Consider the following 24,367-nt stretch of genomic DNA (forward strand, 5'->3'; position numbering starts at 1 on the left):
TCCTTGTTTTATATTGAGTGTAAAGTAAAAACTGAATCAGTTCTGAGCGTTATGGTGTAGTCATGTTAAAATAAGTTTTTTAAGTTTTGAGCTGTACATTTGGCTACTCTGAATCCACAAGATATTCCATTGTCACTTTATATTCATATGCCGTGGTGTGTGCGTAAATGTCCATATTGCGACTTTAATTCGCATGCTGTACCCAATGGGGCATTGTCCATGGCGTTGGAGAAAGAATATTTACAAGCATTGGTTGAGGATTTCAAAACACAGATAAATTTTGCTCAGGGTCGTCAAATTCATAGCGTGTTCATAGGTGGAGGTACTCCTTCTCTCATTTCTGCTCAAGGGTATCAATGGCTATTTGCTCAGCTAAGCGCTTTGATTCCGTTTGAGGATGATTGTGAAATTACCTTAGAAGCCAACCCGGGCACGGTAGAACATGATCCATTTGCAGATTATTTAAAGGTGGGGATCAATCGATTGTCTTTAGGTGTCCAAAGTTTTAACTCGAATCATCTTCAAAAACTGGGGCGTATTCATTCCAACCAAGATGCAATTTCAGCAATTGGTTTGGCGAAAGATGCAGGCTTTAAGCAAATTAATGTCGATTTAATGCACGGCTTACCTGAACAAACGCTTGAACAAGCATTACTTGACTTAAAACTTGCCGTGGAGCACGGAGCTACACATATTTCATGGTATCAGTTAACCATTGAGCCCAATACCGTATTTTTTCGAACTCAACCTATATTGCCTGTCGATGATGTATTAGAAGAAATTCAGGTACAGGGTGAGGCCTATTTAATCGAAAATGGTTTTACCAACTATGAAGTATCGGCTTGGCGTAAAGAGAAACCCTCAGCACATAATTTAAATTATTGGCAATTTGGCGATTACTTAGCGATTGGTGCTGGTGCGCATGCTAAAGTGACGCTAAGTGATGGTGTATATCGTTACCAAAAAACACGATTACCGAAAGATTATCTAGCGAAAGTCCCTGCTGAGCATTTGCAGTTTAAGAAAATTGAAGATGATGAAATGCCATTCGAATTTATGATGAATGCACTGCGACTTAATCAAGGTGTACCAACCTCACATTATGAAGCTCGTACAGGTTTATCTTTGCAATCAATCCAAGATCAAGTTCAATCATTGATTGACAGAAAATTAATGGTAGACGATCCAAAACGTTTGTCATGCACTGCTCAAGGACATTTATATTTGAACTCATTGCTTGAGGAGTTTCTGTAAGTTCTATAATTAAACTCCAATGTAATTTTTAACAGCGAAACTGTTAAATCCACACTTATTTCGCTCCTTTACTGTGAAAATAATGATGAGTTTTTTAATGGTTCTCATCAAGATAGGTAATAAAAATGAAATTAGTTCTAGTGGCTTCAATCTTGGGATTGGCATTCGTTGGTTGTGCTGATAAAAACAAAAATAGTGAGCAAATGTCAGAACAAGAGAGACCAACGCATTTAAATGCTGAAGCTTCTGCGCCTGTTGATCAAGTTGCTCGTGCTGAAGGTGAACAGGTGATCCATTTTACTGGACCAATGGATTTAACATTAGAGCTAAAAACAAACGACAATTTTCAAACGGCTGAACTCAGGGATAACTCGGATGCGGTTTATCACTTGAAGAGCACGGTTGCTGCAAGTGGTGTGAAACTTGCAAATGAAAATGGAGTTTCAATTCATTTTAAAAATTTCAATGGTTTGAATGAGGGAACAGTTGAACTCGTGAAAGATAAGCCAATAGAGATTAAAGAGTACCGTGAGCATTAAAATATATGCATTAATTTACAACACCTGATTGGTTGTTCAATCAGGTGTTTGTTAATCCCTTAATTTGAGCTTTGATCTTCAACATATTTTTTTAAATGATTGGCCATTTCCCACTGAGAACCAATAAAACGATACAGGGCTTCAACTTCTTGTTTTGTCGCGCCTTGAATAAATTTATTGTCTAAAGTTACTTCAATAGTTCGTTCAAATTCTGTGCTATTGGCGTTGATACGATCAAATTCATAGGTAATTTTTGAATGGATTGGGACTTGAGCAAATTGCTCTATGGTTGCGATAACAAACTTCTTATCTTTCTCAAACTCAATCACATGCCATTCATTACTCCAATCTTTTATGCCTGGAATCGGGCTGCTAATAAATTCTTTGAAAGTCGTACCTTTTTGAACACGAATATTCTTAGGCTCAATGGCTTGAGTTGCACCCACATTAATTTTTGGCCAAAGATTTACATTGGTTAAAATATTGAAGACTTCACTCACAGGGCGATGAATAATGACCTCAGCAGATCCACTCGTTGAGTAATTCAAATTCTTTATTGAATACGTCGTGGTTTTTTGGTGATGTTTAATATCCGATTCAGCGAAGCTATTTGTAGCGAAAAAGACTGCACTGAGTAAAGATAGGGAGATCAATGTCTTATGCATATTATTTTCCTTTTTGTATATTGATAAAAGCTCGTTTGGAATATTTATGTCGCTTGATCAAGATAGCACTGTTGTATTCTTGCTCTAAATGTAATTTCGTATTCTTAAAGTAAGATAGTTCATTCTATCAATAAAAAAAGACCGCCTTGGCGGTCTTTTTTCTATGAAATCTTAGTAATCAAAACTGAAGTGTTCAGCTTCTAAAGACATTAAAGTTTTCGAAGGGTTAACCATAGATTCAGCATGACCTTGAGCACGTGGAAGTAAACGCTCAAAGTAGAAATCTGCAACTTTGATTTTCGCTTTATAAAACTCAGGAGTTTCTTGACCATCACCTGATGCTAACTTCGCTGATGCCACTGCCGCTTGTTGAGCCCAGTAATATGCCATCATTGCGTAACCAGAGAACATTAAGTAATCCACAGAAGCACTTGAAACGATGTCGCGATCTTTGCGTGCAGCAAGCATAATACGTACAGTTAATGCATTCCATTGTGCACAAATCTTAGTTAAGTCCCAAGCAAAACGGCGCATGTATTTATTGCGTGCGTGCTGGCCACAGAATTTTAGGATTTCAGCTGTATAGTCACGAACGACTTTACCTTTAGAAGATAACAGTACTTTACGACCGATTAAGTCTAGTGCTTGAACACCAGTTGTACCTTCGTAAAGCGTTGAAATACGCGCGTCACGAACGATCTGCTCCATACCATGTTCTTTGATATAGCCATGGCCACCAAAGACTTGCATACCGTGGTTTGCTGCTTCTAAGCCTAACTCAGTTAAGAAGCCTTTCAAAATTGGTGTGTAGAAACCTAGTTTATCATCGTAATCATCAAACTTCGCTTGATCACCTTGAGCTAAAGCATCAGTCATTTTGTCAGCAAGTTGTGCAGCATGATAGATCATTGCACGGCCACCTTCAGCAATCGCTTTTTGAGTCAAAAGCATACGGCGAACATCAGCATGGTGGATAATTGAGTCAGCTACTTTTTCAGGCTCTTTTTTACCTGAGAGTGCGCGCATTGACATACGTTCTTTTGCATAAGGTAATGCACCTTGGAATGCAAGTTCTGCATGTGCTAAACCTTGAACAGCAGTTCCGATACGCGCCGTATTCATGAAGGTAAACATTGCGTGTAAGCCTTTGTTGACTTCACCAATCAGGTAACCCGTTGCAGCATCAAAGTTCAGTACGGCAGTAGCAGATGCTCTGATCCCCATTTTGTGTTCAATAGAACCGCAAGTCACAGGATTGCGTTCGCCTACACCACCATCAGCAGTTGGGATGAATTTTGGAACGATGAATAATGAAATACCACGCGTACCAGCTGGAGAGTCTGGAAGACGTGCCAACACAATATGAATGATATTTTCAGTTAAATCGTGCTCACCCGCAGAAATAAAGATTTTAGTACCTGTGATAGCATAAGTACCGTCACCTTTAGGCTCAGCTTTAGTTTTAACTTGACCCAAGTCTGTACCACATTGTGGTTCAGTTAAACACATTGTGCCTGACCATGTACCCGCAGTGAGGTGAGGCATGTAGGTGTTTTTCTGTTCTTCAGTACCAAATTGCATGATGGTATTCATACAACCCATACTTAAGCCTGGATACATGGTGAAAGACCAGTTTGCTGTACCCATCATTTCTGATTTAATCAGGTTCAGCGACATAGGCAGTGCTTGACCACCAAACTCTTCAGGATAAGAAAGACCTTGCCAGCCACCTTGTACAAACTGCTCGTAAGCTTCTTTGAAACCTTTAGGCGTTTTGACTTCGCCATCTTTAAAATGACAGCCTTCTTCATCTCCAGACTGATTAAGTGGAGATAATACATTTTCACAGAAATCTGCAGCACCTTCGATAATCATATCGACAGTATCAGAGTCAGCAGCTTCGCCGTTGCTTAGAGTTTTATAGTGCGCAGGATAATCAAAAACTTCGTTCATTAAGAAACGAATATCACGTACGGGCGCTTTATATGCAGGCATTGAACTTTTCCTAATTTGAATAGAGAAAATACTCGTTAGATGATCCGATTATTGACCTACAACACTAAAAAAACATTGATGTAAGTCACGGAAATAAATGTCAGAATTGCGAATTAGTGTTTAGATTCTTGAATGAATATAAACTGAATTCATTTGTTGTAGTAGGAGTTTATTAGAAAAAATAATATTATTAATACATAAGCTTAGGTTGATTTTTTGTGTGGATGACCATATGTTTAATTTGAATTTATTCAATTTGAATATGCACTAAAAATATGTCACTAAAATCAATTCGAAGATATTTAATCGATATTCTAGAGAGAAAAAAGTGCAATTTAAAAAATTGCACTTTTCACAAGGCACTAAACGTGTGCAAAAACTAAATAAAATCTTTTAATTCTGGACGCACACCATTCCAAATCGCGAAAGATTCAATCGCTTGTCCAACGAGCATTCCAAATCCTTCTGCAGTCGGAATTCCACGCTGTTTCGCTTGATCAAGGAAAGTGGAAGGTTTGCCATAGGCCATTTCATAGGCATATTTGAATTTTAACTGTTGAGGTAGATTGAGTGCATCACCAGACAAGCTCGCAGAGGTGGCATTGATAACAATATCAAATTCACCTGCTAAGTGATCAAGACCACAAGCGTTTAGCTCTAGATCTGGGACAGCAGGTTGTAAGTCCTGAATCAATTGCTCTGCGCGTGCAACCGTTCGATTAGCAATCATGATTTTATTTACACCAGCTTGATGCAGTGGATAAATCACGCCACGTGTTGCACCGCCTGCGCCTAAAATAAGTACACTTGCTTGTTCAAGAGGCCAATTTAGATGTTGAATGGCTGCAACAAGTCCTTGGCCATCGGTATTGTCGCCATGCAATACACCATCTTTCATCCATAGTGTATTCACTGCTTTTGCAATTTTGGCACGTTCAGTGAGTACATCACATTGTGCAAAAGCTTGTTCTTTAAACGGCACCGTGACATTTAGACCAATACCACCAGCCTTAAAAAACTCATTGATACTCTGTGTAAAACCATCGAGAGGAGCAAGGCGTTTGCTATATTCAAGGATCACCCCAGTCTTTTGTGCGAACGCATGATGAAGCTCTGGAGATCGAGATTGTTCAATGGGATTTCCAATTACGGCAAATTGTTTGCGCATTGCTCTAATTCCTGATGAAGAAGTGGCAAACAATATACGTCAAATGCAGAAAGTTCCCAATATGAACATATTCAATGAAGTGTATTAATGACTTGGGTTACAAATTTCAAATAGGGTATGAAGTAAAATATGCGCAATGTTGAGCAGTAGACCAACAGCTGCAAACACCATCAAGCTAAAACCAAAGCTATCATTGAGTAGTGTTTCTGAAAATATAGTGGTACTGATTGCACTCAAAAGAGCAATAACCAGTGTCCAAAATACGACAACACGTGCGCGAATAGAGTTGTGTTGCATATCGATTCCTTATGCAGAAGTAAAAACTTCCATGGGTAATACAAGTAAAAAATGATTGTACAGTACTTTGCTTAAATTAAACTTAAGAGCTGTGTCAGAAGTGTGACAAAATTTAATCAATTTTATCTATTGTGCCTTTTTTTCTAAGAGAATGTAATGGAATTATTCAATTTCGTTAGACAATGGAGTGAATATATTGCTCAACAAAAAAAGCCCTGTTTTAACAGGGCGAGTGATTTACATTTAATGCAGTTCAGCGAGCCAATCTCTCGGTTTTAAATAGTAGTCGGTTAATTTCTTTTCAGCAGAGCCTTCATCCCATTCAGGTCTGTATTTCCAACCCGTTAATGGCGGAAGACTTACTAAAATAGACTCAATTCGACCGCCAGTTTGTAATCCAAATAAAGTCCCTCGATCGTAAACTAAGTTATATTCCACATAGCGTCCACGACGATACAATTGGAAATCGCGTTGAGCTTCACTATAGGGTTTGTCTTGATTACGTTGGAAGATTGGTAGAATCGCCTCGAGATATCCATTGCCTACAGCTTGCATGTATTTAAAACAAGTTTCGAAATTCCACTGATTTAAGTCATCAAAAAATAACCCACCGACACCACGTTGTTCATCACGATGCTTCAAATAAAAATAATCATCACACCATTTTTTATGATCTTGGTAGACATGATCGCCAAAAGGTGCACAAAGATCGTGCGCAGTTTGATGCCATGATTTAACATCTTCATCATTCGGATAAAATGGCGTTAAGTCAAAACCGCCGCCAAACCACCAAATAGGATCTTGTCCTTCTTTTTCTGCGACAAATAGTCTTACGTTGGCATGTGAGGTCGGTACATTTGGATTTCTAGGATGGATCACCAAAGAAACCCCCATGGCTTGTGCTCGTGCACCAGCTATATGTGGGTGCCGTTCAGTAGCAGATGCTGGTAACTTTGAAATATTGATGTGCGAGAACATCACACCACCTTTTTCGATCACTGTACCATCTTGCAATACGCGTGATCTGCCACCACCACCTTCGGGACGTTCCCAATCATCAATCTCAAATTGGGCATTACCGCCACCTTGTTGTTCTTGTTGTTCAAGCGCAGCACAAATTCGAGATTGTAAGTCGAGTAAAAATTCACGGACACGTTGAATATCTGCAGAAGTCGGGTGTGACATACCAAGCCTCTTGGGCAATGAAAAACTAGCTACATCAAAACATAAATTGTATGAAAGATTAAGGTGATTTTATCGATATAGCGGATCGAGATTTAAGTTTAGTCAGGGTAAACGTACTTTGTGATTTGAATTTGCTTATGAATCCTGACCAAGATACTAGGTTGAATTAAAACAATAAGCTCCTCAAAATAGAACGACTGAAAGCAGTTAAGCTTTTAATATGTGGTGATTTTAAAGGTGGGGATATGTTCGAAAACGTTATTTCACTGGTGCAAAAATATAATGTTCCAGGTCCTCGATATACGAGCTATCCCACAGTTCCGTATTGGGAGCAGTCGACTTTTGATCAAGTACTATGGCAGCAAAAACTAAAAATACGTTTTGATAAATCGAATAGCCAACATGGTATTAGCCTTTACGTTCACTTACCTTTTTGCGAGTCCTTATGTACTTTTTGTGGATGTCATAAAAAAATCACTAAAAAACATGAAATGGAACAGCCTTATATTTTGGCTTTGTTAAAAGAATGGAAATTGTATTGTGAGTTATTTGTAGAGCGTCCTTGGATTAAAGAGATACATCTAGGGGGAGGGACACCTACATTTTTTTCTCCTCAGCATCTTAAACAGTTGATTGATGGGCTTTTAGCACTATCAGAAGTAGCTGAAGATCATCAATTTAGTTTTGAAGGACATCCTAATAATACTTCTTACGATCATTTAAAGACGCTGTTTGAATTGGGTTTTAGACGCGTTAGCTTTGGCGTGCAGGATTATAATGAAACCGTGCAGAAAGCGATCCACCGAATTCAACCTTTTGAACACGTAAAGCAGGTTACAGAATGGGCGCGTGAAATTGGTTATACGTCTATTTCGCATGATTTGGTCTACGGGCTGCCCTTTCAATATTTAGATGATGTTTTAAACACAATTGATCAAACCATTCAAATTAAGCCAGATCGTTTAGCCTTTTACAGTTATGCGCATGTACCATGGATCAAAGGCAATGGGCAACGTGGTTTTAAAGACCATGATGTTCCGCGCGATGAAGAGAAAAGACAGTGTTATGAGCAAGGAAAACAAAAATTATTGTCTGCTGGATATCATGAAATAGGGATGGATCATTTTGCGCTTGAGCATGATGATATGTATCAGGTATTTCAAGCCCAACAGTTACATCGTAATTTTATGGGATATACCGTTTCAAAAACAGAAGTGATGATTGGCTTAGGGATGTCGGCTATTGGCGATTGTTGGCAAGGTTTTGCTCAAAATGAAAAGACGCTTGAAGATTACTATGCTCGATTAGAACAAAACGAAATTCCAGTTTTTAAAGGTCATCTTTTAACAGAAGAAGATTTGAAAATCAGAAAACACATTTTAAATCTCATGTGCCACTTTGAGACGAATTGGCAAGGTGACATGGATTTTGCACAGCGACCACAAGTTTTAGAAGATTTAGCTGAAATGCAAAATGACCAACTTGTGAAGATGAGTGAATATGGATTGAAGGTAACGGAAGCTGGAAAACCATTTGTACGAAATATCTGTATGGCGTTCGATTTAAGGTTAAAAAGAAACAAACCTGAAAATCGGATATTTTCTATGACGATATAGTCATCTTCACAAATTGGGCTGAGTCTAAGTGAAAAAATACCCCTAAGCATCGGGGTATTTTTTTACAGCGATTAAATTATGCTGTAGTTAAAAATCATCCTTTTGATACATATGTGACATGCGCTCATGTTTGGTTTTTAAGTATTCTTCATTGAATTTATTCAAACCGACCGTTAACGGGACACGATCAACTACATCAATTCCTAAATCAGTTAAAGCTTTAATTTTGAGAGGATTGTTTGTGACAAGTTTGACTTGTTTCACTTGTAAGTGATCCAGCATGATGCTGCACATATCGTATTTACGCGCATCAGCGGGTAAGTTGAGCATCAGGTTAGCATCTACTGTGTCATGTCCTTGATCTTGCAAGGCATAAGCACGAATTTTATTGGTTAAACCAATACCACGACCTTCTTGACGTAAATATAAAATTACGCCTTGTCCAGCTTCGTTAATCAATTTTTGAGTTGCTTGAAGTTGTGGGCCACAATCACATTTTAATGAAGCAAAAGCATCACCTGTTAAACATTCGGAATGGATTCGTACCAAGACAGGAGAGGTGGGTGCTTTATCTAATCCTTTTGACAATGCTACGTGTTCTTCACCTGTTTTAGGATCTTGAAAAACAGTGATTTTAAAATCACCAAAGGCAGTGGGTAATTTAGATGTGGCAACAAACTCTATAGGCACAGCGACTTCCATTACATGTTCATAATTTGGCTAAAGTATAGCTGAATGATCAGACCATAGTTGAGTATCATTGTGCAAATTTACACAGAAGATTTCCTTTTTTTTGCAAAGCACAAGATAATAGTTGATAAGTAGCATCGATATTCAGGATAATCTAGCTACCTAACAACGCCCGTTTAGCGAAAGCTCAACACTGGACCAATATAAATGTGGTTGATTTAAGGTGTTTTTTTTCGATTTCTCGATCAATAAGAAGAATCGAGCTAACCCATTTACCTAGCTTAGGATTTGCCAGGCTTTAGAAGGCATTGCCACATATGTTGTATACCGAAATACCTAGTCAACGTCCTGTTACGCCTTTGTTGGATGCGATTAATCATCCAATGCAATTGCGTCAACTAGCCAAAGAACAATTGAGTCAAGTGTCGGACGAGCTACGTCAATTTATTTTGTATGCTGCTGGACAAAGTGGTGGGCATTTCGGTGCCAATCTAGGTGTAATCGAATTAACTGTTGCCTTGCATTATTGTTTCAATACACCGCATGATCGTCTTATCTGGGATGTGGGACATCAAGCATATCCACATAAAGCTTTGACTGGACGTCGTGAGCAACTGACTACAATTCGTGCAAAAAATGGCTTAGCGGCGTTCCCCGCTCGTGAAGAGTCTGAATTTGATACTTTTGGTGTGGGCCACTCATCGACTGCTATTTCAGCGGGTTTGGGAATGGCTTTAGCTCGTCGTTATCAAAAAGATCCTTGTGAAGTGGTTGCAATTATCGGTGATGGTGCAATGACAGCAGGGATGGCATTCGAAGCCATGAATGATGCTGTTGCACATAATGCTGATCTCATGGTGATACTGAATGACAATGATATGTCGATTTCATGTAGCACGGGTGGTTTTGCAAAACATTTGGCTGCTATTTGGGAAAAAGGGCAGTCTGTGCATATTGATGAGCAGGGTAATCCATTTATTCAGGACTATCCTGAGTGGGACTACACTTCACGTTTACATAGTGCTGCTACCGAGGCTGCGGATAACTTATTTAAAGCGATTGGATTTGACTATTTTGGTCCATTCGATGGTCATAATGTCGATGAACTTGTTAATGTATTTAGTGCCTTAAAAAAACGTAAGGGGCCGCGCTTAATTCATATCTATACCAAGAAAGGTAAGGGCTTCGCACCTGCTGAAGCAGATCAAATAAAATATCACGCAATTGCTAAATTAAATGCTGCAGCAGCTTCAACAAAAGCGCCCAAATATTCTGATGTTTTTGGGCAATGGTTGTGCGATGAAGCCCAGTTAGATGATAAGTTGTTAGCCATTACACCTGCCATGTGTGAAGGTTCAGGTATGGTGCAATTCGCCAAACAATATCCTGATCGTTATTTTGATGTGGCAATTGCAGAACAACATGCAGTGACTTTAGCTGCAGGTATGGCATGTGAAGGTTTAAAACCAGTAGTGGCAATTTATTCAACCTTCTTACAGCGTGGTTATGATCAGCTTATTCATGATGTGGCATTACAAAACCTTGATGTCACATTTGGTATCGATCGTGCAGGTTTAGTGGGTGAAGATGGGCCAACCCATGCTGGTGCATACGATTACGCATTTATGCGTACAGTTCCGAATATCGTGATTATGGCACCAAAAGATGAGAATGAATGCCGTCAAATGCTACATACCGCCTATTTGCACCCGGGTCCTGCTGCAGTGCGTTATCCACGCGGAAATGGTTTAGGTGTTGAAATTCAAAAAGAACTGACAGCGCTTGAAATTGGTAAAGCTGAGTTAACTTTGGAGCTGAATGTAAAAGCCGAAGAAGTGATTACTATTTTAGCTTTCGGTAGCCGCGTGATTGTTGCAGAACATGCTGCTCAGCTTTTAGTTGATCAATTGGATGTTGCGGTACGCGTTGTGAATATGCGGTTTGTTAAACCCCTAGATGGTCAAATCATTCGACAATATGCAGATCAAACCCAACTTTTTGTAACGGTTGAAGAGCATGCAGTCATGGGTGGTGCTGGAAGTGCTGTGAATGAATTTATAATGGCCGAACACATTCTTAAGCCAGTTTTGAACATAGGCTTACCTGATCAATTCTTAGCGCAAGCCAGTCATGCTGAGATGCTTAAAGATTGTGGATTGGATGCAGAAGGTATCCAAGCTTCAATTCAACAAGCTTGGTTAAAGCTTGTACAGGTGGTTTAAATACAAGTCATAAAATTTTAGAAACATTTTTTACCTAAAAGCGCCGATATTTGATAAAATGTCGGCGCTTTTATGCATTATTCTTTATCAGTATCTTCAAATTTGTAGTGGGTGTTCAATGGAACCTATGGTGGTGATGGCTGCGCGTGCGGCTCAAACAGTTGGTCAAGAGCTTTTAAAAGCGCATCAGAATCGTCATAAACTTGATCTGCAAGTTGAAGAAAAGGGTATCGAAGGTCCTGTAACTCGCGTTGATCGCTATGTTGAAGAGTTGACGATCGATATCTTGCGCAAAAGCTATAAAAATCACAGCTTCCTTGGTGAAGAGTTTGGTATGCAAGAAGGTAAAGGTCACGATGCTGATTGGTGTTGGGTGATCGATCCTTTAGATGGTACTTTAAACTTCATTAATGGTGTCCCACACTTCTGTATTTCTATTGCAGTTCAACACAAAGGCGTGACTCAACACGGTGTTGTGTATGACCCAATCAAAGATGAATTGTTCTCTGCGAGTCGCGGTCGCGGTGCAATGATGAACCAACGTCGTATTCGTGTGAATGTAAAAGATAGTTTAGATCGTACATTCTTGGCTGTTGGTCATGCATATCGTGCTAAACGCGATGGCGAAGTAGTTTCTTATGCAAAAAATCACTTCGATTCTTTGTTGGCAGTATCTGAGCAAGGTGCTCAATTCCGCCGTTTAGGTTCAGCAGCACTCGACTTAGCTTATGTTGCTGCTGGTCGTTACGATGGTTATTTCGAACTTGGTTTGAAACCATGGGATATCGCAGCGGGTGAGCTAATTGTTAAAGAAGCTGGTGGTACAGTAGTTGATGCGCGCGGTGGTTCAAATTCAATGGAAAATGGTCAAGTCTTGGCTTGTTCTATGAAATTATTGAAACCATTGATGCAAGCAGTTGTCCCAGCCTGGGGTGCTGCTGCTAAATAAGCAGATCAAATTTATGAAAGCTCCCTAACTGGGAGCTTTTTTATGTCCAAAACATGATAAATTTGAATATTTGTACTTGAATGCACCAAAAAGCAATTAAACTTAATGACATTATAAAAAAATCTGTTATACTCCGCGCACGCACTAAATTTCGTTCATTACCTGAACATTTCTCTTCTATATTGTGTATGCGCGTCCGGTCCAAAGAGAGGACATTATTTCGCGCCCCACCCAATCGCTAAAAGCGATTCCTTCAGGTTCAGGCTGTAATCATGTGTGCGTTATACGCATCGTCGTTCTCGGATCGCCGCTGATTCTATATTTTCAGCGATTATTGCTGTACCGCTTTTTGCCGATGTCCATCAGACTTTATTTAATGGAGCACCCAATTTTCGGGTGAAAAACTCTATGAGCAAAACTTTTGCTGATTTTCCACTACACGAATCACTTCAACAAGCATTACAAGCATTAGGCTTTACATCGCCTACTCCTGTTCAGGAACAATCAATTCCTGCTGCTTTAGATGGTAAAGATCTTTTAGTATCAAGCCAAACAGGTTCTGGTAAAACTGCTGCATTCTTATTACCTACACTTCACGCTTTAGCGGGTAGTGAAGATACGTTGCTTTCTTTCAAAGAGCGTATGCGTGCTGTAACTGCACCTACAATTTTAGTACTTTGCCCAACACGTGAATTGGCTCAACAGGTGAGCCAAGATGCGATTGCATTTGTACGTCACATGAAAGGTGTTCGTATTGCTGCGATTATGGGTGGTATGCCTTTTGGTAAACAAATCCAACAATTAAAAGGTGCACAAGTTGTGGTAGCGACTCCAGGTCGTTTACTTGATCTTGTAAACCGTCGTCAAATCAAATTAGACAAAGTTAAATCATTAATCGTAGATGAAGCAGACCGTATGCTTGATCTTGGTTTCTCTGAAGATTTAGAGGCGATCAGTGATTTAGCGGGTAACCGTGATCAAACATTAATGTTCTCTGCGACTTTCGCACCACGTATTATTACGTTGGCAGAACGTATGATGAATGAGCCAGAACGTATTGCGATTGAAACTGGTCACACGACGAATACTGACATCACTCAGACTCTACATTGGACTGATGGTTTTGAGCACAAGAAAAAGCTTTTAACACATTGGTTAAATGAAGAAGATCTTGATCAAGCCGTTGTATTTGCTTCTACGCAAGAAGATACAGATATGCTTGCAGAAGAACTGTCTGAAGCTGGTCTTTCAGTTGTAGCACTTCATGGTGCAATGCCACAGACTGTACGTAACCGTCGTTTGCGCAGCATTCGTGAAGGTCGCGCAAAAATTTTAGTTGCAACTGACGTTGCAGCACGTGGTCTAGATGTACCAACAATTTCACACGTGATTAACTTTGGTCTTCCAATGAAGAACGAAGATTATGTACACCGTATTGGTCGTACAGGTCGTGCAGGTCGTACTGGTAAAGCAATCACATTAGCGACTTACCGTGAACGTGGTAAAATTCGTGCTTTAGAAGACTACTTAGATGCACGTCTAGAAGTTTCTGAAATTGAAGGTCTTGAGCCATCTCCACCTCCAGCACGCGGTAGTCGTGATGGCGCTGGTCGCGGTCGTGGCCGTGGTGGTGAAGGCCGTGGCCGTGGTGGTTTCGGTGGTGGTCGTCGTTTTGAAGGTGAATCAAACTTCAAACGTCGCGAAGGTAACCGTGATGGCGAACGCCGTTCGTTTGGTGAAGATCGTCCACGTCGTGAATTCAATGGTGAAGATCGTCCACGTCGCGAGTTCAACAACGACCGTCCACGTCGTGAGTTTAATGGCGAAGATCGTCCGCGTCGCGAGTTCAACAACGATCGTCCACGTCGTGAATTCAATGGTGAAGATCGTCCACGTCGCGAGTTTAACAATGACCGTCCACGTCGTGAGTTTAATGGCGAAGATCGTCCACGTCGCGATTTCGGTGACCGTCCGCAACGTTCATTTGATGATCGTCCAAAGCGTGATTTCGGTGATCGCCCTCGTTCTAACGATGACAATCGTGGTAACCGTGTAGATTATAAACCTCGTGAAAACAGTTTTGGTGACCGTCCAAAACGTGATTTCGGTGACCGTCCAGCACGTCGTGAAGGTGGTTTTGATCGTCCAAAACGTACATTTGGTGATGACCGTCCAAAGCGTGAATTCAATAGCGATCGCCCACGTCGTAAATTTAACGACTAATCGGTATAGCTAAATAAACCAGCCTTCGGGCTGGTTTTTTATTGCTCATATAAAAAAATCTGTTAGAATAAAAGTGAATAAGTTCACATTATTTATGGTAAATGTAAAATATGAATAATAAGATTATAATGCTTGAGACGAAGCAAATGAATGTGGGTGCAATCATGATGTACGTGTTCTTTTTATTGGTATTACTTAATCTTGCCTATTATTTTTTTAGTATCACATTATAAATTTTTAAAAAAGAATAATTTCAAATCATTGTTTCATAAATAAAACACATCTTTCTATAAGCAAAATTAATAAAAATGATCAATAATGCTACAATGTCCGCTTAACCTTGTATTTTATAAATAACATTTAAATTCAGTTATTTCAGAGTATAGTATGCAAGCTGAAAAATTGTAGGAACACGCTCAGCTATGAATAATCAAATACAAATCGATGAGCAAGCGTTGATCGAAGTAAAAAATTTAAGCTTTAATCGTGGTGATCGTGTTATTTACGACCAAGTCAATTTAAAGATTCGTAAGGGTCAAATTACTGCCATTATGGGTCCTTCAGGGACGGGGAAAACCACGCTTCTTAGACTCATTGGGGGGCAACTTGTACCTGATGCAGGCGAGGTCTTGTTGGATGGCAAAAATATTAGCCAAATGAGTCGTCAGGAATTGTTTAAAGCACGTGCTCGTATGGGGATGCTCTTTCAGAGTGGTGCCCTTTTCACTGATATGACTGTCTATGAAAATGTAGCTTTCCCTATCCGCGCCCATACTCAATTGCCTGAACATCTGATTGCAGAACTGGTCGCTTTAAAACTCGAATCTGTGGGATTACGTGGCGCTGAGCAAATGATGCCTTCTGAGCTTTCTGGGGGGATGAATCGCCGTGTGGCGTTAGCTCGTGCAATTGCACTAGATCCAGATTTGATTATGTACGATGAACCATTTGCTGGTCAGGATCCCATCGTAATGGGGGTTTTAACCCGATTGATTCGTTCTTTACGAGAAGCGTTAGACCTAACGACCATTATCGTGTCTCACGATGTTGCTGAAACATTATCTATTGCAGATTACATTTATGTGGTTGCGGAAGGTAAAGTACAAGGCGAGGGCACACCTGATCAGTTAAAGAATCATAGTTCGCCTTTCGTCCGTCAATTCTTAACAGGTTCGGTCGAAGGTCCTGTGGATTATCAATTTAGTCATCAAGCGTATTTAAGTGATGAGGTGCGTACATGAATGCGATAGCCTCACTAGGTAGACGCGTTATAGAGCGTGTTCAAGGTATTGGCGTTGCAGCCATTATGCTAGTTCAAATTTTATTTTCGATGCCGACTTGGATTGGAGTCAAACTCTTTATCTATCAAATGTACCGTGTTGGCGTATTATCATTGCTTATCATTGTGGTGTCAGGACTGTTTATAGGTGCAGTCTTGGGTTTGCAGATGTATAGCATTTTGGTCACTTTCGGCAGTGAAGCGATGCTTGGTGCAGCAGTTTCGTTGACCTTGTTGCGTGAACTTGCGCCAGTGGTTGCTGCACTTCTTTTTGCGGGGCGTGCAGGATCTGCTTTAACCGCCGAAATTGGTTTGATGAAAGCGACTGAGCAATTGTCTAGTATGGAAATGATCGGTGTTGATCCACTTAAACGCATTATTTCACCACGTTTATGGGCGGGTATATTTAGTTTGCCTATGCTTGCCGTAATTTTTGCTGCTGTGGGGATCATGGGCGGAAAAATGGTCGGTGTGGATTTTTTAGGTGCTGATGAAGGTTCGTATTGGAGTGGTATGGAAAGTGCCGTTCAATTTTATAAAGATGTCTTTAATGGCACGATCATCAAAAGCTTTGTATTTGCTTTAATCTGTACGTGGATTGCCGTATATCAGGGATATTCATGCGAGCCTACATCAGAAGGCATTGCGACAGCAACAACAAGAACGGTAGTGTATTCATCACTATGTGTTTTAGGATTTGATTTTGTTTTGACTGCGGTCATGTTTGGAGGTGTGTAATGAAATCACGTACGAGTGAGCTCGCAGTTGGAATATTCGTGATTCTATTTGGTTGTGCATTATTTTTCTTGGCAATGAAAGTAAGTGGCTTAGCTGGGACAAATTTAAAAGACAGTTATAGCATGACCGCAACTTTTGATAATGTGAATGGTATTAAACCACGTGCTAAAGTTGCACTGAGCGGTGTAAAAGTTGGTGAAGTTGAGTCGATCAGATTAGATCCGTTAACACGTCTTGCAACAGTGAAAATTAATTTAGATGGTGAGCTGACATCTTTCAATGATGAACAACTTAAAACTGTGCAAGAAGGTGCTTTAGAAGAGTTGCGTTATAGCAGTGACTATGAAGCTGCTACGCCATCGCAACAAAAAGAAATGGAAAAGCAACTGATCGCTAACATGAACTCCATCACCAATATTGATGAAGATGCTTACATTATGGTAGCGACAAATGGCTTACTGGGCGAGAAGTATCTCAAAATTGTTCCAGGTGGTGGTTTAAATTATTTAAAACGTGGTGATCAAATTGGCAACACACAAAGCACAATGGAAATTGAAGACTTAGTGTCTAAATTTGTGACAGGTGGTGCTGGTGATTCAGCTGCGAAAAAAGATTCAAATGGTTCATCAGATGCAGAAACTGTGGAATTCACAGATGAAACTGCTTCTTTTGTTGAATGATTAAATAGAGGAAAAATAAATGAATACGTTCGTAAAGCAAACACTGACTGTTAGCGTTTTATCGACGATGATTGCGAGTACAGCATTTGCTGCACCTACGGAGACTCCTCCTGCATTTATCAAAAAAGTAGCTGATGGCTTAATTTCACGTTTAAAAGCAGACCAAGCTAAGTTACAAAATAACCCTGCTGCGGTACGCGCAATTGTTCGTCAAAATTTAGATCCATATATTGATTCGCAATCATTTACTCGTATCGTGATGGGAACTTATGCAACGAATCAATATAGTAATGCTGCTCAACGCGCACAGTTTGAGAAGAACTTCCGTGAAACATTGATTGAAAACTATGGTAGTGCTTTCTCTAAGTTTTCTAATCAGACATATACAATTCGTCCGTATAAAGCATCTAACACTAAAAACCCTGTTGTAACGATTGATTTTATTAACAAGGGTGAGAAGATCCCTGTATCGTTCCAATTGGCTGATAAAGGTGATCAGTGGAAGATTCGCAATATCAACGTTTCTGGAATTGACTTAGGTTTGCAATTCCGTAATCAGTTTGCTGCTACTGTGAAGCGTAATGGTGGCGATATCAATAAAGCAATTGCAAACTTCAAGCCTGATGCTGAAGCTGCAGTTGAGAAAAAATAACAGAGAACAATTGTGATTTCACTCAAAGATCAAGAAATTATGGTTTCTGGAAAAATTAGCTTCGACAATGCTGAACAGTATTATCAACAAGGTTTAATGTTGATTCAACAAGCAAAGCAGTTTCCACTTACTGTAAATTTATCAGGTCTTGAACATGGTAGTACTCTGGCGCTAGCTGTTTTAGTGCGTTTATTGCGTCAAGCACCTGGAACATCGAGTTTACAGTTTAAATCTGTGCCAGAAAAAATGATGAAAATCATTCAATCTTGCCATTTAGAAAATGATTTAAAATTGATTTGATTGAAAAATAAAAAAGCACCTTAGGGTGCTTTTTTATCGCTTTAAAATAGTAATTTACTCAACAGAAGGTACTTCATACGTTGTTAAAAAAACGCGACATCAAAGCGTACTCAAATCCATTTTTTCCATCTAAAATAAATCAGTGGTCCAAATAAGAACACTAGGATAATCAAACTGACAACAACAAAGCTCGTCGTTCCTTGAGCAAAGGGCAGTACATCAGTGTTCATACCATAAATACTGGCCACCAACATCGGGGGAGCAAGCATGCTAGGTAAAATCGAGAATCGACGAATCGTATCATTCTGTTCAGTATTAATGAAACCCGAAGTGGTATCCAATAGGAATCGAACCTTCTGGAACAAGAATGCATCATGTTCTACTAATGAGCGAACATCCTCACTGAGTTCTCGAATATCAGCATCATAAATATGACTGCCTAAGGCACGGGGTCTTGCTAAGAAGGTCAGAACGCGGCGTAAGTCAATTAAACAGAGTTGCGCTTTACCCAACATATCTTCTTTTTGAGCAAGACGGGTAATCATATCATCGAGATCAAGAATTTGTTCACGGTGGCGAACATTCAATACTTCTGTAGAGTAGAGTTCTAGATCCTTGTGGATATCTTCTAAGATATCCGCAAGCTCATCGAGTTTAGCTTCGAGTAAACCCAAAAGTATCCAAGTCGGATCTTTATAGTCAATGTCGTAATCATTACGGCGAGCACGTGCTCGAAAGGCACGGAAAGCAACGAGCTTTTCACCACGTAAAGTAAATAGTCGATCTTTATGTAAAATAAATGCAACGGTTTGAACCGTTCCTAGCATATTGGATGACTCTTCAGGGTCACCATCGACTTGGTAGTTTTTATTTTTCGTTAAAAAATACGTACTGATATGTAAAATGCCATCATCATCACGGTAGAATCGTGCAGATGATGAAATATCTTCTAATGATTTTAGTGTTGGAAGATTTTGTTTATAGGCATCTAAAACCCATTCTTGCTCATCTTGAGAGGGTGCAATTAAATCGATCCAAACCAATTCAGGGTGTAAATCAAACCCACCATTGATCGTTGCATCTTCTAGACTACCGCGCTCTGTGGCATAAAAGGCTTCAAGCATTTTATCTTTTCTCCCTTGCGCAGTTTGTGTGTGAACGATGGGTGTATTTTAGACAAGGATGCCATGAAAAAAAACCAATTCCATCATTAATTGGGTTAAAAAACACAGAACATATCATTTTAATTGTTGTTATAAAAACTTAAGGCTAATTTTAAATGAATTCTATTGCAATATTTTGTGGTTCAACATTAGGTTCCGATCCTGTTTATGCTGATGCAGCAAAGAAAACAGGGAAATATTTAGCGCAACAAGGCAAGACCTTGGTGTATGGTGGCGGTCGTTCAGGATTAATGGGTATTGTTGCGGATAGTGCATTAGAGGCTGGTGGAAAGGTCATTGGCGTGATTCCACAAGGATTGGTGGATCGTGAATTAGCACATCCAAATTTGACTGAACTTCACGTTGTTACCAGTATGCATGAGCGTAAAACGCTGATGGCAGATTTGTCGGATGGTTTTATTGCCTTACCGGGTGGTGCAGGAACAATTGAAGAAATTTTTGAACAATGGACATGGGCGCAACTCGGTATTCATCTTAAACCCTGCGCATTTTTAAACATCAACGGGTTTTATGATGGTTTATTACAATTCATTCAACATACGACAGATCAAGAGTTTACTCGAGCTCGCTTTACCAATGCATTAATCAATTCAACTTCAATAGAGGATATTGTGTCAAAATTCGAGTCTTATCAGGCACCACAACCGAAATGGGGTGTCCAAGATCGAGAAGATTTGGTGAAACTAGATACATGAGCAAAATCATTACTGTCGCAGCAGCGATTATTTCCAATGAGGATCAGCAGTTGTTGTTGGTTCGAAAAAAGAATACCCAGTTTTTCATGCAGGTTGGTGGGAAGTTAGAGGAGAATGAGCCTTCTGGAGACACGATTCTGCGAGAAATTAAAGAAGAAATTGGCGCTGAGGCAGTAATAGATCAATATATAGGTCGTTTTGAAACCAAAGCTGCAAATGAAGCGGATCATCAGTTGATTAGTTATCTCTATCGAGTTCAGCTTAAACAAGAGCCTCACATTCATGCAGAAATTGCTGAAATGAAATGGATCGATTTAGATGATGATGCTACGCCTTTAGCACCGTTAACTCGAGAAATCGTGATTCCTTGGTGTAGGCAGCATTTTAATGCCGATTAAAACTTAAAGTGACTGTGTCAATATTCTGCGGCTGCAATGCATGCGATCTGAATGTTCTGACAGCCGAGCTTTTCTAGTGCATTGGCCAACGCATTGACTGAACTCCCTGTGGTCACGACATCGTCAATAATCAGGATATTTCTAAACTTTCCTTTTTCTGAACGTATTGGTTTGAATTGAGATTGAATATCCTCGATTCTTTCTACACGTGTTAAGCCTTTCTGTGAGTGTTGTGCTGAACGTTCAATTGGCTGCCAAATGGGTATTTGCAGTTTTTTGGAAAGAATTTTTCCGATGACCATCATTTGATTATAACCACGCTCCTTCAAGCGCTCGTTTGAAATAGGCATAGGTACAATCGCTTGAAAACGTTTCAGTTTAAGTTCTAGCAATGTGTGTGCTAGAAAAGTTTGATAATGAAGTTGTTGTTCATATTTGAATAAGTGAATAATGCGATCTATAGGAAAGCTATAGTCGAAACAAGCATAAATATTTCTTTCATGTCGATGAATGAGTGAAGGGCTTTTCCATGGGAGCATTGTCCAACAGTCATCACATAATCTGTGGGTTTGAGTTGGAGAGAATCCGCATAATTGGCAAGCGCGTCGTGATAATAATGTGTGATAGAGGTTATGAATAGGGCTCAGCATCATGGCTCAAGTTATTTTTATTGTGAGTACCTATGATTATAACTGAGTTCGTTGATTAAGGAACATATTAAACATACGCATATCTAGGTGCTTCTGGTAACCATCGTTTAAGAAGAGCATCCGCTTGATGTGGGTAATCTTTTAAAATTTGAGTCGCGACATAGTGTGCTTGAGTTAACAGATGGTCATCACGTTCCAATTTAGCCACGCGAAAGCCCATGTCTCCAGTTTGTTTCGTTCCTAACAGTTCGCCTGGGCCACGGATTTCCAAATCTTTTTCTGCTATTAAAAAGCCATCATTGGTTTCACGCATAATGCGTAAACGCTCTTGTCCATTCTGCGATAAAGGACTTTTATACAATAATGCGCAAAAACTTGCTTTAGCACCTCGACCCACACGCCCCCTTAATTGATGTAGTTGAGATAGACCCAGTCGCTCCGCATTTTCAATGACCATGATGGATGCATTTGGTACATCCACTCCAACTTCGATCACAGTTGTTGCGATCAGCAGTTGTAATTGATTGTCTTTGAACTGTTGCATGACAGCTTGTTTTTCATCAGCTTTCATTTTGCCATGAACCAAACCAATATTGAGGTGCGGAAAGCGTTCTTTAATCTCCTGATAAGTCGCTTCAGCGGCTTGGGCATCTAACGTCTCTGATTGTTCCACTAATGTACAGACCCAATAAGCCTGCTTACCTTCAGCGCAGTTTGTCGCAATACGCTGCAGGACCTCTTCACGACGATCGAGTGGAATAGTGACTGTTTGGATTGGAGTACGCCCTGGGGGTAACTCATCAATCACAGAAGTATCTAAATCGCCGTACGCTGACATTGCTAACGTACGTGGGATAGGCGTGGCGGTCATTACTAACTGATGTGGTGTCGTATCCTGTGCCCCTTTATTTCGTAATGCTAGACGCTGGTCAACTCCAAACCGATGCTGTTCATCAATGATGACAAGACCCAATTTATGAAACTGGACGTTATCCTGAAATAGTGCATGAGTGCCGACGACCAATTGGGCAGAGCCTTCTCTAATCTGCTGTTCTGCAGCAGCGCGTGCTTTCCCTTTTTGTTTGCCTGATAACCAAGAAACTTGGATGCCGAGTGGTTCGAACCATTTTTTAAAATTTAAATAATGTTGTTCTGCGAGGATTTCAGTCGGTGCCATAAGAGCAACTTGCCATCCCTCTTCGAGTGGATGACATGCCGCAATGCCTGCTACTAAGGTTTTGCCTGCACCTACATCACCTTGCACTAGTCTGAGCATCGGTTTGTTTTGTTTAAGATCTTTCAAAATTTCATTTGAAACACGTTTTTGAGCATTCGTCATTTCAAAGGGAAGTATGGAGAGAAGTTGTTTGGCAAATGTTCGACTGGCTGAAAATGCAGGTGCGGAGATCTGCTGAATGTATGCACGACGAGTCAATAAACTAATTTGATGACTGACTAATTCTTCAAAGATGAGACGTTGCTGCGCAGGATGCTGTCCTTCAGCCAGTTGCAACATATTGGCATCGGTGGGAGGGTGATGAATATATTCTAGTGCTTCTTTTAAAGCATACCCATTGGTAAATTTTGCAGGAATCAGTTCTGGTAAATCATGGGCATGTTGTGCTAAAGCTTGTTTAATATATTCGCGCAGTTTAGGTTGAGTGAGTCCTTCCGTTGATGGGTAAATTGCGGTTAGCTGCGTTTTTGGAAGTGGTGTATGTTCAGTAATCAATTGAATTTCTGGGTGATACATTTCTAGGCCACGAGCGCCTACTCGGACTTCACCAAACACTCTTAAACGATTTCCAGGCTTTGCGCGATCCATCAATGCTTTATAAATATGATAAAAACGTAAGGTGACTTTTCCAAAATCATCTTGTAATAATATTGCCATGGATTTGCGTTTACCGGGCGGCATATCCATTGATGCGACAGTGCCTTCAAGTAAATAGCTTCGACCTACTTGAAGGTGATTCATGGGCACAATAGTACTGCGATCTTCATAATCTCGAGGCAGATGAAACAAAAGATCATCCGTATTCCAGATATTTAATTTTTCGAGTAAAGCGGCAGCGGCGTTTCCTACACCTTGCAACTGATGGACTGCAGTCATGTCCCCTCAACTTTGCTTAAATTGAATTTATAACACTAGAGAATAGGTCTTACATGCATATTCTATTTATCGGTTATGGTAAAACATCGCAACATGTTGCTAAACAATTATTTCAACAAGGACATCAAATTACCACAGTCAGTTTAAGCAGGAAAGATCAAGCAGGTGCTATGCATCTTCAACAAGATATACACCAACTTGATTTATCGAAATTGTCGCCTATTGATGCAGTATACGTGTTGATTGCACCCAAAGACCCATCACTAAACGGGTATAAAGCAGCTTTCATAGATGCGATTCCACATATGAGAAATCAGCTGGCACTGCATCCTATCAAAAAGATTATTGTTGTCTCATCGACACGCGTTTACGGACAAGATCAAGGGGAGGAGATTGATGACCAAACAGAGATCAATCCGCAAGATGAGAAAGCATTAGTGTTAGCCACAATGGAGAAGCTTTGGCAAGAAGCCTTTCCACAGCAATGTATCATTGTGAGACCCACTGGTATTTATGGCGTATCCGTGAAGAGAATGATGCAGCTTGCTCAAAATACAATGGACTATCCCAATGTGCATTGGTCGAATCGAATTCATATCGAAGATTTAGCGGGTTTTCTTGTCCATTTACTTCACGTGGAACATCCAGAAAAAACTTATATTTGTAGTAATAATCAACCCATTCCATTACATGAAATTATTCTGTGGTTCCAAAAGCAGTTAAACATCCCTTCATTAAAATTATTGAGTGAGGCACAGCGTGGAAAGAAAATTTATGCCTCTCGAATGTTAAGCACTGGTTTTAAATTGAAACATGCTCAATTTTTTAAGGATTATCGAGAACTCATTTAGGCATAAAAAAACCCTCACTGGGGA

23 protein-coding genes are annotated in these 24,367 nt (G+C 40.0%); 14 read left to right on the forward strand and 9 right to left on the reverse strand.

Annotated features, from left to right (window positions below):
* Positions 1 to 99: 99 nt before the first annotated feature.
* Both hemW and AC1M9I_RS11085 read left to right on the forward strand, forming a co-directional pair.
* The gene (gene hemW / locus AC1M9I_RS11080) at positions 100 to 1,254 is read left to right on the forward strand and encodes a radical SAM family heme chaperone HemW (RefSeq protein WP_481611048.1); all 1,155 of its coding nucleotides are present in this window, start codon (positions 100 to 102) and stop codon (positions 1,252 to 1,254) included.
* Positions 1,255 to 1,379: 125 nt separating this feature from the next.
* Positions 1,380 to 1,793, forward strand: coding sequence for a hypothetical protein (locus AC1M9I_RS11085; protein ID WP_481611049.1), 414 nt, complete (start codon positions 1,380 to 1,382; stop codon positions 1,791 to 1,793).
* Between the two features lie 59 nt (positions 1,794 to 1,852).
* Here AC1M9I_RS11085 and AC1M9I_RS11090 read toward each other — a convergent pair whose 3' ends face one another.
* The 5 genes from AC1M9I_RS11090 to hemF all read right to left on the reverse strand — a co-directional run bounded on the left by AC1M9I_RS11090 (position 1,853) and on the right by hemF (position 7,103).
* The gene (locus AC1M9I_RS11090) at positions 1,853 to 2,458 is read right to left on the reverse strand and encodes an SRPBCC family protein (RefSeq protein WP_481611050.1); all 606 of its coding nucleotides are present in this window, start codon (positions 2,456 to 2,458) and stop codon (positions 1,853 to 1,855) included.
* A 171-nt stretch (positions 2,459 to 2,629) separates the two neighbouring features.
* Positions 2,630 to 4,453: an acyl-CoA dehydrogenase C-terminal domain-containing protein gene (locus AC1M9I_RS11095; protein ID WP_481596519.1), complete on the reverse strand. Its 1,824-nt coding sequence runs from the start codon at positions 4,451 to 4,453 to the stop codon at positions 2,630 to 2,632.
* 379 nt (positions 4,454 to 4,832) lie between these two features.
* Complete coding sequence (gene aroE, locus AC1M9I_RS11100) at positions 4,833 to 5,621, reverse strand: shikimate dehydrogenase (RefSeq protein ID WP_481593810.1); 789 nt, start codon at positions 5,619 to 5,621, stop codon at positions 4,833 to 4,835.
* 84 nt (positions 5,622 to 5,705) lie between these two features.
* On the reverse strand, positions 5,706 to 5,918 hold the full coding sequence (locus AC1M9I_RS11105; RefSeq protein ID WP_035265018.1) for a hypothetical protein: 213 nt from the start codon (positions 5,916 to 5,918) through the stop codon (positions 5,706 to 5,708).
* A 243-nt stretch (positions 5,919 to 6,161) separates the two neighbouring features.
* Entirely contained in the window at positions 6,162 to 7,103 is a 942-nt protein-coding gene (gene hemF, locus AC1M9I_RS11110; protein ID WP_481611051.1) for an oxygen-dependent coproporphyrinogen oxidase, read from the reverse strand.
* 245 nt (positions 7,104 to 7,348) lie between these two features.
* Between hemF and hemN the strand changes: the two genes are divergently transcribed.
* On the forward strand, positions 7,349 to 8,719 hold the full coding sequence (hemN, locus tag AC1M9I_RS11115) for an oxygen-independent coproporphyrinogen III oxidase (protein ID WP_481611052.1): 1,371 nt from the start codon (positions 7,349 to 7,351) through the stop codon (positions 8,717 to 8,719).
* 87 nt (positions 8,720 to 8,806) lie between these two features.
* Here hemN and ribA read toward each other — a convergent pair whose 3' ends face one another.
* Positions 8,807 to 9,409: a GTP cyclohydrolase II gene (gene ribA, locus AC1M9I_RS11120; RefSeq protein ID WP_035265235.1), complete on the reverse strand. Its 603-nt coding sequence runs from the start codon at positions 9,407 to 9,409 to the stop codon at positions 8,807 to 8,809.
* Positions 9,410 to 9,726: 317 nt separating this feature from the next.
* Here ribA and dxs point away from each other — a divergent pair, with 317 nt between their 5' ends.
* The 8 genes from dxs (at position 9,727) to AC1M9I_RS11160 (ending at position 18,452) form a co-directional block, all read left to right on the forward strand.
* Complete coding sequence (gene dxs, locus AC1M9I_RS11125) at positions 9,727 to 11,631, forward strand: 1-deoxy-D-xylulose-5-phosphate synthase (protein ID WP_481611053.1); 1,905 nt, start codon at positions 9,727 to 9,729, stop codon at positions 11,629 to 11,631.
* Positions 11,632 to 11,749: 118 nt separating this feature from the next.
* A complete protein-coding gene (locus AC1M9I_RS11130; protein WP_035265030.1) occupies positions 11,750 to 12,580 on the forward strand; it encodes an inositol monophosphatase family protein in 831 nt (276 codons plus the stop codon).
* Between the two features lie 408 nt (positions 12,581 to 12,988).
* The gene (locus AC1M9I_RS11135; protein WP_180028266.1) at positions 12,989 to 14,803 is read left to right on the forward strand and encodes a DEAD/DEAH box helicase; all 1,815 of its coding nucleotides are present in this window, start codon (positions 12,989 to 12,991) and stop codon (positions 14,801 to 14,803) included.
* Between the two features lie 422 nt (positions 14,804 to 15,225).
* A complete protein-coding gene (locus tag AC1M9I_RS11140; protein ID WP_035265033.1) occupies positions 15,226 to 16,044 on the forward strand; it encodes an ABC transporter ATP-binding protein in 819 nt (272 codons plus the stop codon).
* A complete protein-coding gene (mlaE, locus tag AC1M9I_RS11145; RefSeq protein ID WP_035265034.1) occupies positions 16,041 to 16,820 on the forward strand; it encodes a lipid asymmetry maintenance ABC transporter permease subunit MlaE in 780 nt (259 codons plus the stop codon). The genes AC1M9I_RS11140 and mlaE overlap by 4 nt, the downstream gene beginning before the upstream one ends.
* Positions 16,820 to 17,500: an outer membrane lipid asymmetry maintenance protein MlaD gene (mlaD, locus tag AC1M9I_RS11150; RefSeq protein ID WP_035265035.1), complete on the forward strand. Its 681-nt coding sequence runs from the start codon at positions 16,820 to 16,822 to the stop codon at positions 17,498 to 17,500. Before mlaE ends, mlaD begins: the two co-directional genes overlap by 1 nt.
* 19 nt (positions 17,501 to 17,519) lie before the next feature.
* A complete protein-coding gene (locus AC1M9I_RS11155) occupies positions 17,520 to 18,152 on the forward strand; it encodes an MlaC/ttg2D family ABC transporter substrate-binding protein (RefSeq protein WP_035265038.1) in 633 nt (210 codons plus the stop codon).
* Positions 18,153 to 18,191: 39 nt separating this feature from the next.
* Positions 18,192 to 18,452 (forward strand): STAS domain-containing protein, encoded by a 261-nt coding sequence (locus tag AC1M9I_RS11160; protein ID WP_218945337.1) that lies wholly within the window; start codon positions 18,192 to 18,194, stop codon positions 18,450 to 18,452.
* 110 nt (positions 18,453 to 18,562) lie between these two features.
* Here the strand turns inward: AC1M9I_RS11160 and AC1M9I_RS11165 are convergent, their stop codons facing one another.
* Positions 18,563 to 19,576 (reverse strand): CorA family divalent cation transporter, encoded by a 1,014-nt coding sequence (locus AC1M9I_RS11165; protein ID WP_035265042.1) that lies wholly within the window; start codon positions 19,574 to 19,576, stop codon positions 18,563 to 18,565.
* A 155-nt stretch (positions 19,577 to 19,731) separates the two neighbouring features.
* Here AC1M9I_RS11165 and AC1M9I_RS11170 point away from each other — a divergent pair, with 155 nt between their 5' ends.
* Both AC1M9I_RS11170 and AC1M9I_RS11175 read left to right on the forward strand, forming a co-directional pair.
* The gene (locus tag AC1M9I_RS11170) at positions 19,732 to 20,331 is read left to right on the forward strand and encodes an LOG family protein (RefSeq protein ID WP_092768108.1); all 600 of its coding nucleotides are present in this window, start codon (positions 19,732 to 19,734) and stop codon (positions 20,329 to 20,331) included.
* Positions 20,328 to 20,729 (forward strand): NUDIX hydrolase, encoded by a 402-nt coding sequence (locus AC1M9I_RS11175; protein WP_481594896.1) that lies wholly within the window; start codon positions 20,328 to 20,330, stop codon positions 20,727 to 20,729. Before AC1M9I_RS11170 ends, AC1M9I_RS11175 begins: the two co-directional genes overlap by 4 nt.
* A 17-nt stretch (positions 20,730 to 20,746) precedes the next feature.
* Here AC1M9I_RS11175 and AC1M9I_RS11180 read toward each other — a convergent pair whose 3' ends face one another.
* Together AC1M9I_RS11180 and recG are read right to left on the reverse strand one after the other, a co-directional pair.
* Positions 20,747 to 21,379, reverse strand: coding sequence for a ComF family protein (locus AC1M9I_RS11180; RefSeq protein WP_092768104.1), 633 nt, complete (start codon positions 21,377 to 21,379; stop codon positions 20,747 to 20,749).
* 67 nt (positions 21,380 to 21,446) lie between these two features.
* A complete protein-coding gene (gene recG / locus AC1M9I_RS11185; protein ID WP_481594895.1) occupies positions 21,447 to 23,492 on the reverse strand; it encodes an ATP-dependent DNA helicase RecG in 2,046 nt (681 codons plus the stop codon).
* A gap of 53 nt (positions 23,493 to 23,545) precedes the next feature.
* Between recG and AC1M9I_RS11190 the strand changes: the two genes are divergently transcribed.
* Positions 23,546 to 24,343, forward strand: a complete 798-nt coding sequence (locus AC1M9I_RS11190) for an NAD-dependent epimerase/dehydratase family protein (RefSeq protein ID WP_481594894.1) — start codon at positions 23,546 to 23,548, stop codon at positions 24,341 to 24,343.
* Positions 24,344 to 24,367: the final 24 nt, after the last annotated feature.

It is taken from the genome of Acinetobacter sp. ANC_7553, from assembly GCF_056779895.1.

What these genes read in the sequence shown, in the direction of transcription:
- dxs (WP_481611053.1), top strand. Translation starts at nt 9,727, where the DNA reads ATGTTGTATACCGAAATACCTAGTCAACGTCCTGTTACGCCTTTGTTG.
- AC1M9I_RS11165 (WP_035265042.1), bottom strand. Translation starts at nt 19,576, where the DNA reads ATGCTTGAAGCCTTTTATGCCACAGAGCGCGGTAGTCTAGAAGATGCA.
- AC1M9I_RS11190 (WP_481594894.1), top strand. Translation starts at nt 23,546, where the DNA reads ATGCATATTCTATTTATCGGTTATGGTAAAACATCGCAACATGTTGCT.
- AC1M9I_RS11175 (WP_481594896.1), top strand. Translation starts at nt 20,328, where the DNA reads ATGAGCAAAATCATTACTGTCGCAGCAGCGATTATTTCCAATGAGGAT.
- hemN (WP_481611052.1), top strand. Translation starts at nt 7,349, where the DNA reads ATGTTCGAAAACGTTATTTCACTGGTGCAAAAATATAATGTTCCAGGT.
- AC1M9I_RS11135 (WP_180028266.1), top strand. Translation starts at nt 12,989, where the DNA reads ATGAGCAAAACTTTTGCTGATTTTCCACTACACGAATCACTTCAACAA.
- AC1M9I_RS11095 (WP_481596519.1), bottom strand. Translation starts at nt 4,453, where the DNA reads ATGCCTGCATATAAAGCGCCCGTACGTGATATTCGTTTCTTAATGAAC.
- AC1M9I_RS11085 (WP_481611049.1), top strand. Translation starts at nt 1,380, where the DNA reads ATGAAATTAGTTCTAGTGGCTTCAATCTTGGGATTGGCATTCGTTGGT.
- AC1M9I_RS11140 (WP_035265033.1), top strand. Translation starts at nt 15,226, where the DNA reads ATGAATAATCAAATACAAATCGATGAGCAAGCGTTGATCGAAGTAAAA.
- AC1M9I_RS11170 (WP_092768108.1), top strand. Translation starts at nt 19,732, where the DNA reads ATGAATTCTATTGCAATATTTTGTGGTTCAACATTAGGTTCCGATCCT.
- AC1M9I_RS11130 (WP_035265030.1), top strand. Translation starts at nt 11,750, where the DNA reads ATGGAACCTATGGTGGTGATGGCTGCGCGTGCGGCTCAAACAGTTGGT.
- AC1M9I_RS11180 (WP_092768104.1), bottom strand. Translation starts at nt 21,379, where the DNA reads ATGCTGAGCCCTATTCATAACCTCTATCACACATTATTATCACGACGC.
- mlaD (WP_035265035.1), top strand. Translation starts at nt 16,820, where the DNA reads ATGAAATCACGTACGAGTGAGCTCGCAGTTGGAATATTCGTGATTCTA.
- AC1M9I_RS11105 (WP_035265018.1), bottom strand. Translation starts at nt 5,918, where the DNA reads ATGCAACACAACTCTATTCGCGCACGTGTTGTCGTATTTTGGACACTG.
- AC1M9I_RS11155 (WP_035265038.1), top strand. Translation starts at nt 17,520, where the DNA reads ATGAATACGTTCGTAAAGCAAACACTGACTGTTAGCGTTTTATCGACG.
- AC1M9I_RS11160 (WP_218945337.1), top strand. Translation starts at nt 18,192, where the DNA reads ATGGTTTCTGGAAAAATTAGCTTCGACAATGCTGAACAGTATTATCAA.
- aroE (WP_481593810.1), bottom strand. Translation starts at nt 5,621, where the DNA reads ATGCGCAAACAATTTGCCGTAATTGGAAATCCCATTGAACAATCTCGA.
- mlaE (WP_035265034.1), top strand. Translation starts at nt 16,041, where the DNA reads ATGAATGCGATAGCCTCACTAGGTAGACGCGTTATAGAGCGTGTTCAA.
- hemF (WP_481611051.1), bottom strand. Translation starts at nt 7,103, where the DNA reads ATGTCACACCCGACTTCTGCAGATATTCAACGTGTCCGTGAATTTTTA.
- recG (WP_481594895.1), bottom strand. Translation starts at nt 23,492, where the DNA reads ATGACTGCAGTCCATCAGTTGCAAGGTGTAGGAAACGCCGCTGCCGCT.
- AC1M9I_RS11090 (WP_481611050.1), bottom strand. Translation starts at nt 2,458, where the DNA reads ATGCATAAGACATTGATCTCCCTATCTTTACTCAGTGCAGTCTTTTTC.